The sequence below is a fragment of the Pseudomonas defluvii genome (assembly GCF_001695625.1).
In the GTDB taxonomy this organism is placed as follows: Bacteria; Pseudomonadota; Gammaproteobacteria; order Pseudomonadales; family Pseudomonadaceae; genus Aquipseudomonas; species Aquipseudomonas defluvii.
Genome location: NZ_MBPN01000112.1, coordinates 1 through 15,493, shown reverse-complemented (window position 1 = coordinate 15,493; position 15,493 = coordinate 1). Strand labels below are relative to the sequence as shown.

The window sequence follows — 15,493 nt, the reverse complement described above, 5'->3', positions numbered from 1 at the left end:
GCGACTTTTTCTGCGGAGAGTTTTTCGCTCTTGGGCAATGGCAGGGATTGGGCCTGGCAGCCGGTCAGCAACAGCAGAACCGCAGCGGGAAACAGCAAGCGAACAATGGGCAGGCAGAGCACAGCAGTATCCCCATGGGCCGATAGCCCGAAAAGCTTGGACGCTAGCAGATCCACCTACCGACTGGCTGTAGGACCGTTCTGAAATCAACGACTCGCCCAGTATCAACCCGCACGACGCGCATAACGTTGCGCCAAGACCGCGCAGACCATCAACTGGATCTGGTGAAAGATCATCAGCGGCAGGATTACCGCGCCAATGCCACCCCCGGCAAACAAAACCTGAGCCATGGGCACACCGGTGGCCATGCTTTTCTTTGAGCCGGCAAAGAGGATGGTGATGCGATCCTCCAGGTTGAAGCCCAGCCAACGGCCCAATGCCTGGGTACACCACAGCACTAAGGCCAGCAGCACGCAACACGCCACCGTCAGGCCCAACAGTCGTGAGAACGCGACGGACTGCCAGAGCCCGCTGACCACCGCATCGCTGAAGGCGGTATAGACCACCAGCAAAATCGAGCCCTGGTCCACGGTTTTCAGCCACGTAGCGTTACGCATGACCCAGGCGCCAATCCAGCGTCGGGCCAGTTGCCCGGCCACGAAGGGCACCAGCAGTTGCAGAACGATCTTCAGCAGCGCATCGAGGCTGGAAGCACCCTCGCCCTCCACCCCCATCAACAGCACCACTAGCACAGGCGTCAGTACGATACCCAGCAAGCTCGACGCGGCGGCGCTGCAGATTGCCGCCGGAATATTGCCACGGGCCAGTGCGGTAAAGGCGATGGCCGACTGCACCGTCGCTGGCAAAGCACACAGGTACAGCACGCCCAGGTAAAGCTCATCGCCAACCAGGGGCAGGAACAGCGGTTTGAGTGCCAGCCCCAGCAGCGGGAACATCACGAAGGTGCACCCAAACACCAGCAGGTGCAGACGCCAGTGCCCTGCCCCGGCCACGACCGCCGCGCGGGAAAGCTTGGCCCCGTGCAGAAAGAACAGCAGGGCGATGGCCAGGTTGGTCAACACGCCAAACACCAAGGCGCCCTGCCCCTCGCATGGCAACAGCGTGGCGACGAGGATCACTGCGAGCAGCGCAAGGGTGAAATTATCGAACAACACACGTAACGACTTCATCGGACGTCCTGGCAAATGAGGTTAGGCTTGAAGCTTGCCGGGCGAGACGATACGGTCTGTGGCCCATTCCGACTAACGCCAGAACGCTGCCAGTGTCGCCAAACGGACAACCCGCCACACGCCCCACGCAACGACTCGCCGCGCTCAAGCGGCTGCCGCGTCCGGTGTACGGCCATGCACACGCATTACCCAACATTGCGCTCGGCTACGCCCATCGCCACCCGTGGGCGCAGTTGTCCCATGCCATCAGTGGCGTGTTGGAAGTGCATACCGAACACGCGTTCTACGTCGTACCGCCACACCGCGCGGTATGGATACCCGCCAACATCGTGCATCGGGTGACCTGCACGTCGGGCACCTGTATTCGCAGCCTGTACCTGGACCAGGCTGCCAACTGCAGGCGTACCACCGACTGCCGCGTACTGGGCATCAACCCGCTGCTACGCGAACTGATCTCCACCTTCAGCGCCCTACCGGTGGACTACGAACAACACGGCGCCGATGGTCGTCTGGTGCAGGTATTGCTGGATCAACTCGCCAGCGCGCCTGAGCAAGACATGCGTTTACCGCTGCCCGGCGATAAACGACTGCGTGGTTTGTGCCAGCGCTTGCAGGAGCACCCCGACGATGCAACCGGGCTCGCGGCCTGGGCTCTGCCACTGGGCGTTTCGGAGAAAACCCTCAGCCGAGTGTTCCGACGCGAGACGGGCCTGACCTTCCGCGCCTGGCGTCAGCGCCTGCGTATGCTGAGTGCGCTACCGGCACTGGAGCGTGGCGACCGCGTGACCGATGTGGCGCTGGCGTGCGGTTACGAGTCGTTGTCAGCATTCATTGCGGCTTTCGGTCAGCAGTTCGGCAGATCACCCGGCGAGTGGCTGCGAGGCAACACCAAGGCCGTGGCAGTACCCTGAGCTAGCCGCCTAAACGCCACTCGCCCACCGCTCGATATTGGCCTTTATGGGACTCGAACAACGTGAAATGGCCGGCATTCAAATGAAAGTCCGGCGGCGCACTGCTTTCCGGGACGGCAGTACGGTAGTCGCGCATCAGTGTCAGGTGCGGCCGGAAATCCTTGGGCAACTCAGTGAAGCCCAACGGCAACATGGCTTCCCGCAGGGCATAGACCAGTTGACGCAGCAGCAGCGGCGTCTGCACGGAAGTCAGCAAGAGCACACGGGACTGACGCCACACCTCCAGGCGATCAAGTGGCACTGTCAAGTGCTGGCCTGCTCGCGCAACAGTCGCCGCCGCCGCACAGAGGGCAGGAACCTGCGTTACCGCAACGGCACCAAGAAATAACAACGTGACGTGGAAATTGTCGACCGGCACCGGGCGCCCGCTGTCCACGTGGAGAGCACCGCGCCATTGAGCAATGGCTCGACGTTGTGCCTGCGCACAAGGCAAGGCGAAAAACAGGCGCTTGACGGGTTCACCCGGCTCACGCGATTCGTTGCGCATACACGCCTCCCTCTCGGCAGAGCCCTGTAACTGGCTAGAAAAGCAGAACACCTGCGCGCGCAACACCCCTTTCAAGCCTACGCCTAAAGCTCAATTTACGAGTGAAAACCTTTCAGATTGAATACCAGTGGCCCACGCAAATGCTTGGTGCAGCGATTGGGCCAGCACATGGCACGGGCGTCACTCACCACATGATTGCCTGGTGCAGCCAGGCACCTCACCCCAAAATACTTGTACATAAAATTACTTATGTACAAGTATTTTGGTGCACAATGGTACGACAGTATCAAATTGCCTTCTGCGACTCTCACGCTACGCTTCTCTCTGGAACTCCCGGCATGTTCACACGTAAATCCACCCTTCTGAAAAACGCCTTGGATGCCTGCCAGCAGCGCCTGGCCGAGCGGGACGCCGAACACGACGCCCTGCGCGAGTCGATGGCAATCATCGAATTCAGCACTAGCGGTGAAATTATCGATGCGAACCCGTTGTTCCTCACCCTGATGGGGTACTCCCTGAGCGCCCTCATGGGCCGCCATCACCGCCTGTTCTGCACCAGTGAGTATGCCAACAGCCCGCAATACGCGGCACTCTGGCGCCGCCTGCAACAAGGCGAGCCTGTCAGTGGTGAGTTCCAGCGCCTGTCGAGCACGGGGCGAGCGGTCTGGCTGGAGGCCACTTACCTGCCGGTTCGAGGCGCCAATGGCCAGGTTGAAAAAGTCATCAAAGTGGCCTCCGACATCACCGAACGTACGCTGCGCAACCAGATGCACGCCAGCGTAATGGATGCGGTGAATCGCTCGATGGCAGTGATCGAGTTCGACCTGCAGGGCAAGGTGGTGAACGCCAACGATAACTTCCTGAACGCCATGGGATACCGCCTGGAAGAGATTCGTGGCAAACACCACAGCACCTTCTGCCTGCCCAGTGAAGTGCACGGCGCCGCCTATAAAGATTTCTGGCTAGGCCTGTGCCGAGGTGAACCGCGTTCGGGGCTGTTCCAGCGCGTAGCCAGGCAAGGCCGACACGTCTGGCTACAGGCTACCTATAACCCGCTCTACGACGTCGACGGCAAGTTGTACGGGGTCATGAAACTGGCGAGCGACATCAGCGAGAGAATCGAGCAGCGCCGGTCCGAGTCGCAGGCGGCGATGCTGGCCTTCGAAACCTCGCGTGAAACCAATGAGCACGCCAGTCAGGGCACGGCCGTGGTTGCCCAGGCGGTCAGCCGGGTACAGGACATTGCCGAGGAACTTCGGGAGGCCGCTGGCAACATCAATGCGCTGAGTCAGCTGTCCGAAGAAATTGGCAGCATTGTTGGCGCCATTCGCGCCATTGCCGAGCAAACCAACCTGTTGGCGCTCAATGCAGCCATCGAAGCGGCACGTGCCGGTGAACAAGGCCGCGGTTTTGCAGTGGTGGCCGACGAAGTACGCAACCTGGCGACACGCACCAGTACCTCCACCCTTGAAATCGGCGAGGTAGTGGCGCGCAGTCAGGCGCTTGCCCAGCAAGCAGTCAAAAGCATGCACGACAGCACCCTCAAGGCTGAACAAGGCCTGGCACTCGCAGAGGAAGCAGGCGCTGCCATGCAGGCGATTCACGTGGGTGCCAAACAGGTGGTCGAGGCCATTGGCCGCTTCTCGGATATCCTCGAGAGCGATCAGGGGGCGAAGGGGTACCCAGCCCTGAGTCAGCCAACCTGACTGAAATGTAATCACCTGCCCGATTGCGCTGTGGCATCGTAATGTCCATGGCGCCTGGCATCCGCAAAAATGCCTCCCGCCCTGAGATAACACGTTCTCTCCAATCGAGAGATTCTGACTGACGGGACACCACAGGCATGTCTTCCACGACCTCCAGACGCACCTTTGTCAAAGCCCTGGCCGCAGGCGGATTGCTGGCAGGCTGCGGCCTGTGGCGCACGCCAGTATGGGCGATTGCCAGCCCTGGCCAGCCGAATGTACTGACCGGCAACGACTTCGATCTGTCCATTGGTGAAATGGGCGTTAACTTCACCGGTACGCCACGTACCGCCATGACGATCAATGGCAGCCTGCCAGGGCCGCTACTGCGCTGGCGTGAAGGTGATACGGTCACCCTGCGAGTCAGGAACCGTCTGAAAGAAAACACCTCGATTCATTGGCACGGAATCATCCTGCCGGTGAACATGGACGGCGTACCCGGCCTGAGCTTCCACGGTATCGAGCCGGGTGGTGTGTATGTGTACCAGTTCAAGGTCAAACAGAACGGCACCTACTGGTACCACAGCCATTCCGGCTTTCAGGAACAGGTTGGTGTCTATGGGCCGCTGGTCATAGACGCGAAGGAACCCGAGCCATTCAGCTACGACCGCGACTATGTGGTGATGTTGTCGGACTGGACAGACGAAAACCCGACGCATGTCATGAAAAAGCTGAAGAAGCAGTCTGACTACTACAACTACCACAAGCGTACCGTCGGTGACTTCATTGATGATGTCGGCAAGAACGGCTGGGCCGCCACTGTAGCCGATCGAAAGATGTGGGCACAGATGAAGATGAACCCCACCGATCTTGCCGACATCAGTGCAGCCACCTATACCTACCTGCTCAATGGACACGCTCCCGACGCTAACTGGACCGGCCTGTTCAAACCGGGTGAGCGGCTACGGCTGCGGATTATCAACGGCTCGGCCATGAGCTACTTCGACCTGCGCATTCCCGGCCTGAAAATGACCGTCGTCGCAGCAGACGGCCAATACGTCACGCCGGTAAGTGTCGATGAGTTACGTATTGCCGTGGCCGAAACCTATGACGTGCTCGTCGAACCGACCCTGGAGGCCTATACCCTCTTTGCCCAATCAATGGACCGCACCGGCTTTGCCAGGGGCACACTCGCCGTACGCGAAGGGCTGAGCGCTCCTGTGCCAACGCTCGACCCACGGCCGCAGATCAGCATGAGCGACATGGGCATGGGCGGTATGGACCATGGGAGCATGGACCATGGCGATATGACCAACATGGACCAAGGGGCTATGCAGAGCATGGATGGAATGCAGAGCATGGACGGCCTGCAAACCATGGATGGCATGCAGAGCATGGACCATGGCCAGCCAGGCACAACGCCTGAGCACAGCATGCATGACATGAGCGCGATGAGTGGCATGGAGCACCACCCAGCCTCTGAAACCGATAATCCACTGGTAGACATGCAAACCATGGCCCCGGCCCCCAAGCTCAGTGATCCCGGCATGGGCCTGAGAAACAATGGCCGACGCGTACTGACCTACGCTGACCTGAAGAGCACCTTCCAGGACCCCGATGGCCGCGAACCGAGCCGCACGATCACCTTGCACCTGACCGGCCACATGGAGAAGTTCTCGTGGTCGTTCGACGGCATCAAGTTCGCCGATGCCGGGCCGATTCGGCTCAAGTACGGGGAGCGAATCCGTATTGTCCTGGTCAACGACACCATGATGACGCACCCGATACACCTGCACGGCATGTGGAGCGATCTGGAAGATGAAAACGGCAATTTCATGGTTCGCAAACATACGATAGACATGCCACCCGGCACCAAGCGCAGTTACCGCGTCACCGCCGATGCACTGGGTCGATGGGCCTATCACTGCCATCTCATGTACCACATGGAAATGGGCATGTTCCGCGAAGTACGGGTAGATGAGTAGGAGAACGGCATGAACATCGAAAAAACCGCGAAACCGTTGCGCGCAAGCCTCGTGGCTTTCAGCCTGGGGCTATTGCACCTCCCTGTGGCGGTGGCGCAGGAACAGTCGGTGCAAGGCATGGATCCTTCCCAGATGCAGGGTATGGATTACAGCCCTATGCAGGGCATGGCCCCAAGTCCAACGCAGGAAAGTCGCACACCGATTCCGGTGCTCACCGACGCTGATCGCGCAGCCGTCTTCGAGAGCGCGGGCGGCCATCAAATGCATGATGACGCGATCAACTCAAAGGTGCTGATCGATAAGCTCGAATGGCAGGACGCGGACAATGGCGCCGTACTCAATTGGGATGTGAACGGCTGGATTGGCACCGACCTGAACCGTTTGTGGGTACGCTCCGAAGGTGAGCGCAGCAACGGTGTCACCGAAAAGGCAGAACTGCAGGCGCTTTGGGCGCATGCCATCGGCCCTTGGTGGGACGTCGTCAGCGGGATACGTCAGGACTTCAAGCCAGGAGATCCCCAGACCTGGGCAGCACTGGGGGTGCAAGGCATGCCCCTGTATGACCTCGAAACGAGGGCAACCGCCTACGTGGGCGAGAACGGTCAAACGGCCGCTCGACTTGAAGGTGAGTACGACGTATTGCTCACCAACCGCCTGATCCTGCAGCCAACGGCTGAACTGAACCTCTACGGCAAAAACGACCCGCAACGGGCTACAGGCTCCGGATTGGCCAATACCGAGGTAGGCCTGAGGCTGCGCTATGAAATCCGTCGAGAGTTTGCACCTTACATTGGCGTTACCTGGAATCGTACGTATGGCAAGACCGCCGATTACGCCCTTGACGACGGTGAAGACCGCAGCGAGGCACGCTTGGTGATGGGCGTGCGCATGTGGTTCTGAACAGCGGCCCCCCCCTTGAAGCCCACCACACACTAACCCAACCACGGCCCAGGCCGTCAGGAGCCTTGCATGTCCCCTCTGAAAACACTCAGCGTCGCTGCCGCACTCAGCGCCGGTCTGTTCCTCAGCCTCAGCGCTCAAGCGCATCCCAAGCTGCTCTCCTCCAGCCCGGCAGAGGGCGCCACTGTCGCCTCACCGGCGAAAATCGAACTGCACTTTTCCGAGAACCTGGTGACGCAATTCTCAGGCGCGAAACTGATGATGACCGGCATGCAGGGTATGGCGCACGCCCCGATGGCCGTCAAAGCCGCGGTCAGTGGCAGCAGTGACCCGAAAGCCATGCTCATCACGCCGGCAGCGCCACTCAGTGCGGGCACCTACAAGGTCGAATGGCGAGCCGTATCTTCCGACACCCACCCTATTACCGGCGCTGTTACCTTCACGGTGAACTGAGAGCATGGATGACCTGCTCAACATCGCCTTGCGTCTAGTGCTCTGCATCGACCTGATGCTGCTCTTTGGGCTGGCAGCCTTTCGCCTGTACAGCCCTGCGACGCAGGTTGTGGCCGAAAGCTCGGCAGCGCGCTTCAGCGCACTGCTTGCCACTGGCGCCGTGTTGGGTGTGCTGTTGTCGGCCCTCGGCATACTGCAACTGACGAAAACGATGAGTGGCGCCTCAGATTTCACTGAACTGCACCCGCACATGCTGCAGATGGTACTGATGGAAACCGATGTCGGGCACATGTGGTGGCTGCGCATCGGCGCGCTAACCCTCGCGACCCTCGTAGCCCTCGGCGTAGGGCGCGACTCACCCGTGGGTCAGTGGCTGGTGATGCTGTGTGGCGCAGTGGCCCTGGCAACCCTGGCCTGGAGCGGACACGGTGCCATGGACGATGGCTACAGGCGCTACCTGCATTTCACCAGCGATATTGCGCACCTGCTGGCCGCAGGTGGCTGGCTGGGAGCATTGTTCGCCTTTGCCTGGTTGCTAAAGGCCAATCACCCCACAGCAAACCAGCAACTGCGGGCACTGGCCCAGGCGCTCAGGGGTTTTGAAGTCACAGGGACATTGATCGTGGTTGTGCTGGTGCTCACCGGCGTCGTCAACTACCTGCTGATCGTCGGGATGACGTTGGAACCGCTGACAAACAGCACATACGGTGGGTTGCTGTCGCTCAAACTCATACTGTTTGCTGGCATGCTGGTGTTTGCCGCACTGAATCGCTTCCAGTTGAGCCCACTGCTGGAAACCTCGCTACAAACCGGCCATTACCAAAGCGCTATCAACGCCTTGCGGCGCAGCATGGTCCTGGAGCTATCGGTAGCGGTGATCGTTCTTGGCCTGGTGGCCTGGCTGGGTACCCTTAGCCCGGAGGTGGAGCTGCCCAGCGGCTAGGCGGATCGGGGTTTGAGGTGGACGCCTCGATAGCATCCAGCGGATGGCCTACCCTACTCAGGTGCTCCCCGTGCAAGTGTGCTACCCATGCTAAAGGTCGAAAACCTGTACAAGTCCTTCACCACCGCCCAAGGCACACTGCCGGTTCTGCGGGGCGTAGACCTGCACCTGCCCAACGGGACGAGCATGGCCTTGATGGGCGAGTCCGGCAGCGGCAAGAGCACCCTGCTGCACCTGATCGCAGGCCTGGAACGGGCAGACAGCGGGCACATTCTGATCGATGGCACACCGCTTCAAGGGCGTCGGGAAGCGGAGCTGGCACGCTGGCGACGGCTCGGCATTGGCCTGGTATTCCAACAGTACAACTTGATCAGCAGCCTTGATGTGGCCGCGAACCTGACCTTTCAAGCGCGCCTGGCAGAGCGTCACGACCCCGCCTGGGCCACCTACCTGGCCGAACAACTGGGGCTGCGCCCCTTGCTTGAGCGTTACCCCGAACAACTTTCCGGTGGCCAACAGCAACGCCTGGCCATTGGCCGCGCGCTGGCAGCAAAGCCCTCGCTGATGCTGGCCGACGAACCGACGGGCAGCCTCGACGAAGCTAGCAGCGACACAGTACTCGAGCTGCTCCTGCGGCTGGTCGGTGAGGCCGGCAGCAGCCTGTTGATGGTCACCCACAGCCCACGCCTGGCTGCCCGACTGTCCCGGCAATGCTATCTGCACCTGGGCCGTGTCAAGCCCCAGGCGGTGTAATGAGCAGCCTGAGGATCAGCCTCCAGGCCCTGCTCAGCCACTGGCGGCGCCACCCGCTGCAGTGCTTCAGCATTTTCACCGGGCTCTGGCTGGCTACCGCACTGTGGGCCGGCGTACAGGCACTCAATACCCAGGCACGGGCCGACTACGCCCGGGCCAGCGCCGTACTCGGCGGCGTGGCGCAGGCATATTGGGCACCACGCCAAGGCCCGCACATCGGCCAAGCGGTCTATGTTGCGCTGCGCCGTGAGGGCTGGCCCGTTTCGCCGCTGCTCGAAGGCCGCCTGAACCTTGTGGGTGATGCCGCGCTTAACGTGCGGCTGATCGGCATCGAACCGCTAACCCTGCCCCAGGGGTCAGCCATCGCCGGGCAAGCCAACGAAGGACTCGACCTTGGCGGCTTCATTGGCCCGCCCGGGCAAGCCTGGGTCGGCCCAGACACCTTGCAACGCCTTGGCCTGAAACCGGGCGCCCAGGTGCAGACCGAAGATGGCCAATACCTGCCGCCCCTGCACGTGCAGGCGCAATTGGCCCCTGGGGTGATCGTTGTCGATATTGGCTACGCGCAAACACTGCTGAAAGCGCCAGGGCAGGTTTCACGGCTGCTGATGCCAGCGGCCTTCGCCGATAGCGCACCGCGCCTGCCGGCCAACCTGGCTGGCACGTTGCAACTGCACACTTCAAGCGACGCACAGGACTTGCAGCGCCTGACCGAGAGTTTCCATCTGAACCTCAGCGCCCTTGGCCTGCTGGCGTTCCTGGTCGGCCTGTTTATCGTGCACGCCGCCATTGGCCTGGCCCTGGAGCAACGCCGCAGCCTGTTACGCACCTTGCGCGCCTGCGGCGTAAGCCTGGCCGCACTGGTCAGCGCACTGGCACTTGAGCTTGGCCTGTTTGCCATGCTGGGCGGTCTGGCCGGCGTGCTCAGCGGTTACCTGCTGGCGGCCTTGCTGCTGGATGACGTTGCCGCCAGCCTGCGTGGCCTCTACGGTGTTCAGGTGGCCGGGCAACTGAGCCTGTCACCCACATGGTGGTTGACAGGCCTGACCATCAGCCTGCTCGGTGCGCTCTTGGCCGGAGCAAACAGCCTATTGCGCGCAGCACGCCTGCCACTGCTGGCCCTGGCACAACCACACGCCTGGCAGGCGGCACAACGCCTCTGGTTGCGCCGCCAAGTCCTGTTGGCCGTTGGCCTGGTGCTGCTGGCCTTGGCTTGCTGGCGGTTCGGTGACAGCCTGCGTATCGCCTTTGTGATGATCACCGGCTTGTTGCTGGCCGCCGCTCTGCTGCTGCCGGCCTTGCTCGACGCAGCGTTGCTGCTGCTCGCACGCTACTGTCAGCGGCCGCTGGCGCACTGGTTCATCGCCGACAGCCGCCAACAGCTACCGGCGCTGGCCCTTGCCCTGATGGCACTGCTGTTGGCCTTGAGCGCCAGTGTGGGCGTGGGCAGCATGACCGAAGGCTTTCGCAAGACCTTCATGAGCTGGCTCGACCAGCGTCTTGCAGCCGAGCTTTACCTGAGCCCACGCGATACTGCACAAGCGCAGGCGATCAATGACTGGCTGACTGCCCAGCCGCAGGTCGAAGCCGTGCTGCCGCGATGGCGCGTAGAACTGCGCCTGCAGGGTTGGCCCGCCCAGCTCTTTGGCATCAGCGATCACCCTTACTACCCGCAGCACTGGACGCTACTTGAGCAACAGGATGACGCCTGGCGACAACTGGCCACCGGCCAGGGCGTGATGCTCAGCGAACAACTGGCCCGCCACCTTCACCTGAGCCTGGGTGATCGCCTGTCACTGCCTGCCCCGGCTGCAGCGCCCAGCCTCAGGGTTGTCGGGGTGTATGCCGACTATGGCAACCCGAAGGGGCACCTGCTGGTCAGTGCCGATTGGTTACAACGCTACTGGCCCGAGGCGGATTTCTACGCCCTGAGCGTGCGCCTGGCCGCACAGCAGGTAGCGCCACTGATGGCGCAGCTGCAACAACAGTTTGCCCTGGACAGCAACCAGCTGACCGATCAGGCGTCCCTCAAACGCTGGTCCCGCGAGGTTTTCGAGCGCACTTTCGTCGCCACCGCTGCGCTGAACAGCCTGACCCTGACGGTCGCCGGAGTGGCGCTGTTCATCAGCCTGCTGACCCTTGGTCAGAGCCGCCTCGGGCAGTTGGCCCCGCTGTGGGCGCTGGGTGTCGAGCGGCGCACGCTGGCCTGGTTGAGCCTGGGGCAAACCTTGATGCTGGCCGGCCTGACGGTGTTGCTGGCAATCCCCTTGGGGCTGTTACTGGCCTGGTGCCTGGTTGCTGTGGTCAATGTGCAGGCCTTTGGCTGGCGGCTGCCGTTGCAGGTGTTTCCATCACAACTGCTGCAGTTGGTTGTACTGGGCCTGCTGACCAGCCTGTTGGCGGCCATCGGGCCGTTATGGCAACTGCTGCGTAGCCAACCGGCTGACCTGTTGAGGCAATTCGCCGATGAAGCGTAAGGTCCGGATCATCGCCTGTGCCCTGCTGCTGAGCGGGTGCGACAAGGCCCCGCCAGCGACTGAGGGCTTTGCCGGGCTTGGCCAGGCAACTGCGACCTACACACCGGTAGTGCGTGGACAAGCGCTGAGTTTTCCTGCTGACCACGGCGCCCATGCGGGCTACCGCATCGAGTGGTGGTACGTCACGGCCAATCTCACCGACGAGCAAGGACATGACTGGGGCGTGCAATGGACCCTGTTCCGCTCCGCCTTGCGCCCAGGTGCCGAGGTAGCCGGCTGGTCCAGCCCGACCGTGTGGCTGGGGCACGCCGCGCTGAGCAGCGCGTCCAGCCATCAGTTCAGCCAGACCCTTGCCCGTGGCGGCATCGGCCAGGCGGGTGTCGACGCGTACCCCTTCCGTGCCTGGATCGACGACTGGTCACTGGCCAGCACGGCAGGCCAAGGGCTTGACCAGTTGCAGATGCGCGCTACCGGCAACGGCTTCAGCTATCGCCTGCAACTGATCAGCCAAGGGCCGCTGGTGCTGCATGGCGACCGCGGCTACAGCGAAAAGTCTGGCCAGGGCCAAGCGTCGTACTACTACAGCCAACCGTTTTATCAGGTCAGTGGCGAGGTTGAGCGCCATGGCCAACGCTACCCGGTCACGGGACGCGCCTGGCTCGACCGGGAATGGAGCAGCCAGCCGCTGAGCAACACACAACAGGGGTGGGACTGGTTCTCCCTGCACCTGGAAAACGGCGCCAAGCTGATGCTGTTCCAGGTGCGCCAACGCGACGGCCAGCCCTATCGAGCAGGTACCTGGATCAGCCCCGACGGCCACGCCGAGCCGTTGCGAAGCGAGCAAATCCAGCTCGACCCGCAAGCCTGGACGCGCCAGGACAACGGCAAGCAGCTCCCCACTCGCTGGCGCTTGCAAGTCGCCACGCACAACCTGGACGTACAGGTCGCGGCCCTGCAACCCCATGCCTGGATGGGTACTACCGTTGCCTACTGGGAAGGCCCGGTGCAACTGCTGGGCAGCAATACCGGGCGTGGTTACCTGGAGATGACCGGCTACTGACGACGCTCAGGCAATCTCGAACAAACCGTTACGGATGGGCCCGACCTCCAGGCGCGCACGCACATCATCATCGATGCGCGGATCATCCGGCCGGTACAAGCGGACCTGACGGTAAGCATTGATCCGGTTGATTTCCGGCCCCAGGTACTCCCACACCACTCGGGTGCAGGTCGGGGTGCGCCGGTCACCACTGGAGACTCCGGTCTTCAGCCCATTGAGGCGGGTGATGCGGCTCTTGAAGCTGGGGATGAGGATGGTCTGGCTCATCTCGTTGACCGTCAACGACTCGTAGTCGACCAGAAACAGGCGATCCTGCAGTTGGAACGCTGCCCCCAGGTAGCGGCAACGCACCCAGTCTTCGGCCTGTACGTCGATGCTGCTGGTGCGTTCCTGACGCTCCTGGCGTTCGAACAGGAAGGTGCCCCGCTCTTCACGCAAGTGCACCAGTGACAGCAGGATCGAGCCCGGCACCGACATGCAGTTGGAGTACTCGAAGTAGTAACCGCAGTAACGCGACAAGTTACCGCCGTGATCACGCAAAGGACGCAGCAACTCGACCAGCGGGTCCTCCTGACCGGCGCCAGGCAGTACGGTAACGCGCGCGCCGATGAGACGGGCGAACTGCTCTGGCGGCAAACCCAGCTCGTAATCCTCGACACCGAAAAAGTCGCCGATGCGCTTGAGGTTGTAAGGCGTCGGTTGGCTCTGGCCGCTGAGGTACTTGTTGAACTGTCCACGGTTGATCGACAGCTGGCGGCAAACCTCCGAGATAGAGCGGTAGTGGCTGCAAGCCAGTTTGAGGTTTACGCCCAGGTTTTCACTCATTGATGCACTTCCGATTGATGCTAGCGGCGCCAGTTTAGCATCAAGTCGCATCATTTCAGATCAACCCGCGAAATTGTAACCAGGCTTTTCTTGGCCAACCATGCGCGCCATGCCTGCACCGCACTGTTGCGGTCGTTTGTCTTTCACTTAAACAATAAGAATCGAGGTCTCTTCATGCTCGAAGCGCTCAACGATTTCCTTTCGGGGAAACTCCTCATCGTGCTGATCGTCGGACTGGGTAGCTACTTCACCTTGCGCTCTCGTTTCGTCCAGTTCCGTCATTTCGGCCACATGTTCAGTGTGTTCAAGGAATCGCTGCGCGGCCAGGCAGGCCAACTGAGTTCGTTCCAGGCCCTGATGCTGAGCCTTGCCGGCCGTGTCGGTGCCGGGAACATCGCCGGTGTCGGCATTGCCGTTACCCTCGGCGGCCCAGGCGCGGTGTTCTGGATGTGGGTTACTGCACTGGTCGGTATGTCCAGCAGCTTTTTTGAATGCACCCTGGCCCAGGTCTACAAACGCAGCGACGGAGACGGCCTGTACCGTGGCGGCCCGGCGTACTACATCCAGCATGGTCTGAAACTGCGCTGGATGGCAGTGGTGTTTGCCGTGTTGCTGCTGGTGACCTATGGCTTCACCTTCAACGGCCTGCAGTCCTATACCGTTACCCACTCGCTGCAAAACGCGTTTGGCTTTGAACCACAGCAGACCGGCTTTGCCCTGGCAGCCTTGCTCTGCGTGGTGTTCATCGGCGGCATCAAACGTATCGCCTCGGTGTCCGACCTGCTGGTACCGGTCAAGACCCTGGCCTACATCGGTGTCACCCTGTACGTGATCATCACCCAGATCGAGCACGTGCCGGCCATGCTGGAAACCATCATCAAGAGCGCCTTTGGCCTCGACCCGGCATTCGGCGGCCTGCTGGGCAGCGCCATCGTCATGGGCGTGAAGCGCGGGGTTTTCGCCAACGAAGCGGGCCTGGGCAGTGCGCCTAACGTCGCCGCTGTTGCCGCGGTGCGCCACCCAGCCGCACAAGGCGTGGTACAAGCCTTCAGCGTGTTCCTCGACACCTTCGTGATCTGCACCTGCACCGCCCTGCTGATCCTGCTGTCGGGTTTCTACACACCCGGTTTTGAAGGTGACGGAATTGCCCTGACCCAGAACTCGCTGGCTGCGGTAGTCGGTGACTGGGGGCGTCTGTTCGTCAGCGTTGCGCTGTCGCTGTTCGTCTTCACCTGCATCCTCTACAACTACTACCTGGGCGAAACCAGCCTGCAGTTCCTCAGCCGCAACCGCATGGTGCTGATGGCCTACCGTGGCCTGGTGGTACTGCTGATCCTGTGGGGGTCGGTGCAAGACCTCTCCACCGTCTTCGCCTTTGCCGACATCACCATGACCTGCCTGGCCTTCGTCAACCTGGCCGCCCTGACCATGCTGTTCAAGGTCGGCCTGCGGGTCATGCGCGACTATGACGAGCAGCGCCGTGCTGGTATCGCACAACCGGTGTTCGACGCCGCACGCTTCGCCGACCTCGACCTGGACCCGCAAGCCTGGCCCGTCGGCCAACACGCCGAAAGCCCGGCGCACGCTGAACCCCAACTGGCACCGGCGCAACGCTGAGTGACCACCTGAAGGCCGCCCTATGCCGGGGCGGCCTTCCCTGCCACCGCTCCCGCGATCTTTCACACCGCATTTTCCATCTGCCTGGACGCTTCCCATGCGCGCAGTAAAGAACCTTCTTGTCCTCTATACCGGCGGCACCATCGG

General features: G+C 61.7%; 13 protein-coding genes. 10 read left to right on the top strand and 3 right to left on the bottom strand.

Annotated features, from left to right (window positions below):
- Positions 1–224 precede the first annotated feature (224 nt).
- Positions 225–1,190 carry a bile acid:sodium symporter family protein gene (locus EKA13_RS22355; protein WP_065761421.1) on the bottom strand — a complete coding sequence of 322 codons (966 nt, stop codon included), beginning with the start codon at positions 1,188–1,190 and terminating at the stop codon, positions 225–227.
- 92 nt (positions 1,191–1,282) lie between these two features.
- Between EKA13_RS22355 and EKA13_RS22350 the strand changes: the two genes are divergently transcribed.
- Positions 1,283–2,101 (top strand): AraC family transcriptional regulator, encoded by an 819-nt coding sequence (locus tag EKA13_RS22350; RefSeq protein ID WP_065761420.1) that lies wholly within the window; start codon positions 1,283–1,285, stop codon positions 2,099–2,101.
- Position 2,102: 1 nt separating this feature from the next.
- Here the strand turns inward: EKA13_RS22350 and thpR are convergent, their stop codons facing one another.
- Positions 2,103–2,648 (bottom strand): RNA 2',3'-cyclic phosphodiesterase, encoded by a 546-nt coding sequence (thpR, locus tag EKA13_RS22345; protein WP_065761419.1) that lies wholly within the window; start codon positions 2,646–2,648, stop codon positions 2,103–2,105.
- Between the two features lie 338 nt (positions 2,649–2,986).
- Here thpR and EKA13_RS22340 point away from each other — a divergent pair, with 338 nt between their 5' ends.
- From EKA13_RS22340 to EKA13_RS22305, 8 genes are all read left to right on the top strand, one after another.
- A complete protein-coding gene (locus tag EKA13_RS22340) occupies positions 2,987–4,354 on the top strand; it encodes a methyl-accepting chemotaxis protein (RefSeq protein ID WP_065761418.1) in 1,368 nt (455 codons plus the stop codon).
- Between the two features lie 137 nt (positions 4,355–4,491).
- Positions 4,492–6,318, top strand: a complete 1,827-nt coding sequence (locus EKA13_RS22335; protein ID WP_065761417.1) for a copper resistance system multicopper oxidase — start codon at positions 4,492–4,494, stop codon at positions 6,316–6,318.
- A gap of 9 nt (positions 6,319–6,327) precedes the next feature.
- Positions 6,328–7,218 (top strand): copper resistance protein B, encoded by an 891-nt coding sequence (locus EKA13_RS22330; RefSeq protein ID WP_065761416.1) that lies wholly within the window; start codon positions 6,328–6,330, stop codon positions 7,216–7,218.
- 69 nt (positions 7,219–7,287) lie between these two features.
- The gene (copC, locus tag EKA13_RS22325) at positions 7,288–7,671 is read left to right on the top strand and encodes a copper homeostasis periplasmic binding protein CopC (protein WP_065761415.1); all 384 of its coding nucleotides are present in this window, start codon (positions 7,288–7,290) and stop codon (positions 7,669–7,671) included.
- Positions 7,672–7,675: 4 nt separating this feature from the next.
- Complete coding sequence (copD, locus tag EKA13_RS22320; protein ID WP_065761414.1) at positions 7,676–8,614, top strand: copper homeostasis membrane protein CopD; 939 nt, start codon at positions 7,676–7,678, stop codon at positions 8,612–8,614.
- Between the two features lie 87 nt (positions 8,615–8,701).
- A complete protein-coding gene (locus tag EKA13_RS22315; protein WP_065761413.1) occupies positions 8,702–9,367 on the top strand; it encodes an ABC transporter ATP-binding protein in 666 nt (221 codons plus the stop codon).
- The gene (locus EKA13_RS22310) at positions 9,367–11,844 is read left to right on the top strand and encodes an ABC transporter permease (RefSeq protein ID WP_065761412.1); all 2,478 of its coding nucleotides are present in this window, start codon (positions 9,367–9,369) and stop codon (positions 11,842–11,844) included. Before EKA13_RS22315 ends, EKA13_RS22310 begins: the two co-directional genes overlap by 1 nt.
- Positions 11,834–12,904, top strand: coding sequence for a lipocalin-like domain-containing protein (locus EKA13_RS22305; RefSeq protein ID WP_065761411.1), 1,071 nt, complete (start codon positions 11,834–11,836; stop codon positions 12,902–12,904). The genes EKA13_RS22310 and EKA13_RS22305 overlap by 11 nt, the downstream gene beginning before the upstream one ends.
- Positions 12,905–12,910: 6 nt before the next feature.
- Here EKA13_RS22305 and EKA13_RS22300 read toward each other — a convergent pair whose 3' ends face one another.
- Positions 12,911–13,729, bottom strand: coding sequence for a helix-turn-helix domain-containing protein (locus EKA13_RS22300; RefSeq protein WP_065761410.1), 819 nt, complete (start codon positions 13,727–13,729; stop codon positions 12,911–12,913).
- Positions 13,730–13,903: 174 nt separating this feature from the next.
- On the opposite strand from EKA13_RS22300, the gene EKA13_RS22295 reads away from it, so the two are divergent.
- The gene (locus EKA13_RS22295) at positions 13,904–15,346 is read left to right on the top strand and encodes an alanine/glycine:cation symporter family protein (protein WP_065761409.1); all 1,443 of its coding nucleotides are present in this window, start codon (positions 13,904–13,906) and stop codon (positions 15,344–15,346) included.
- The last annotated feature ends 147 nt before the right edge of the window (positions 15,347–15,493 follow it).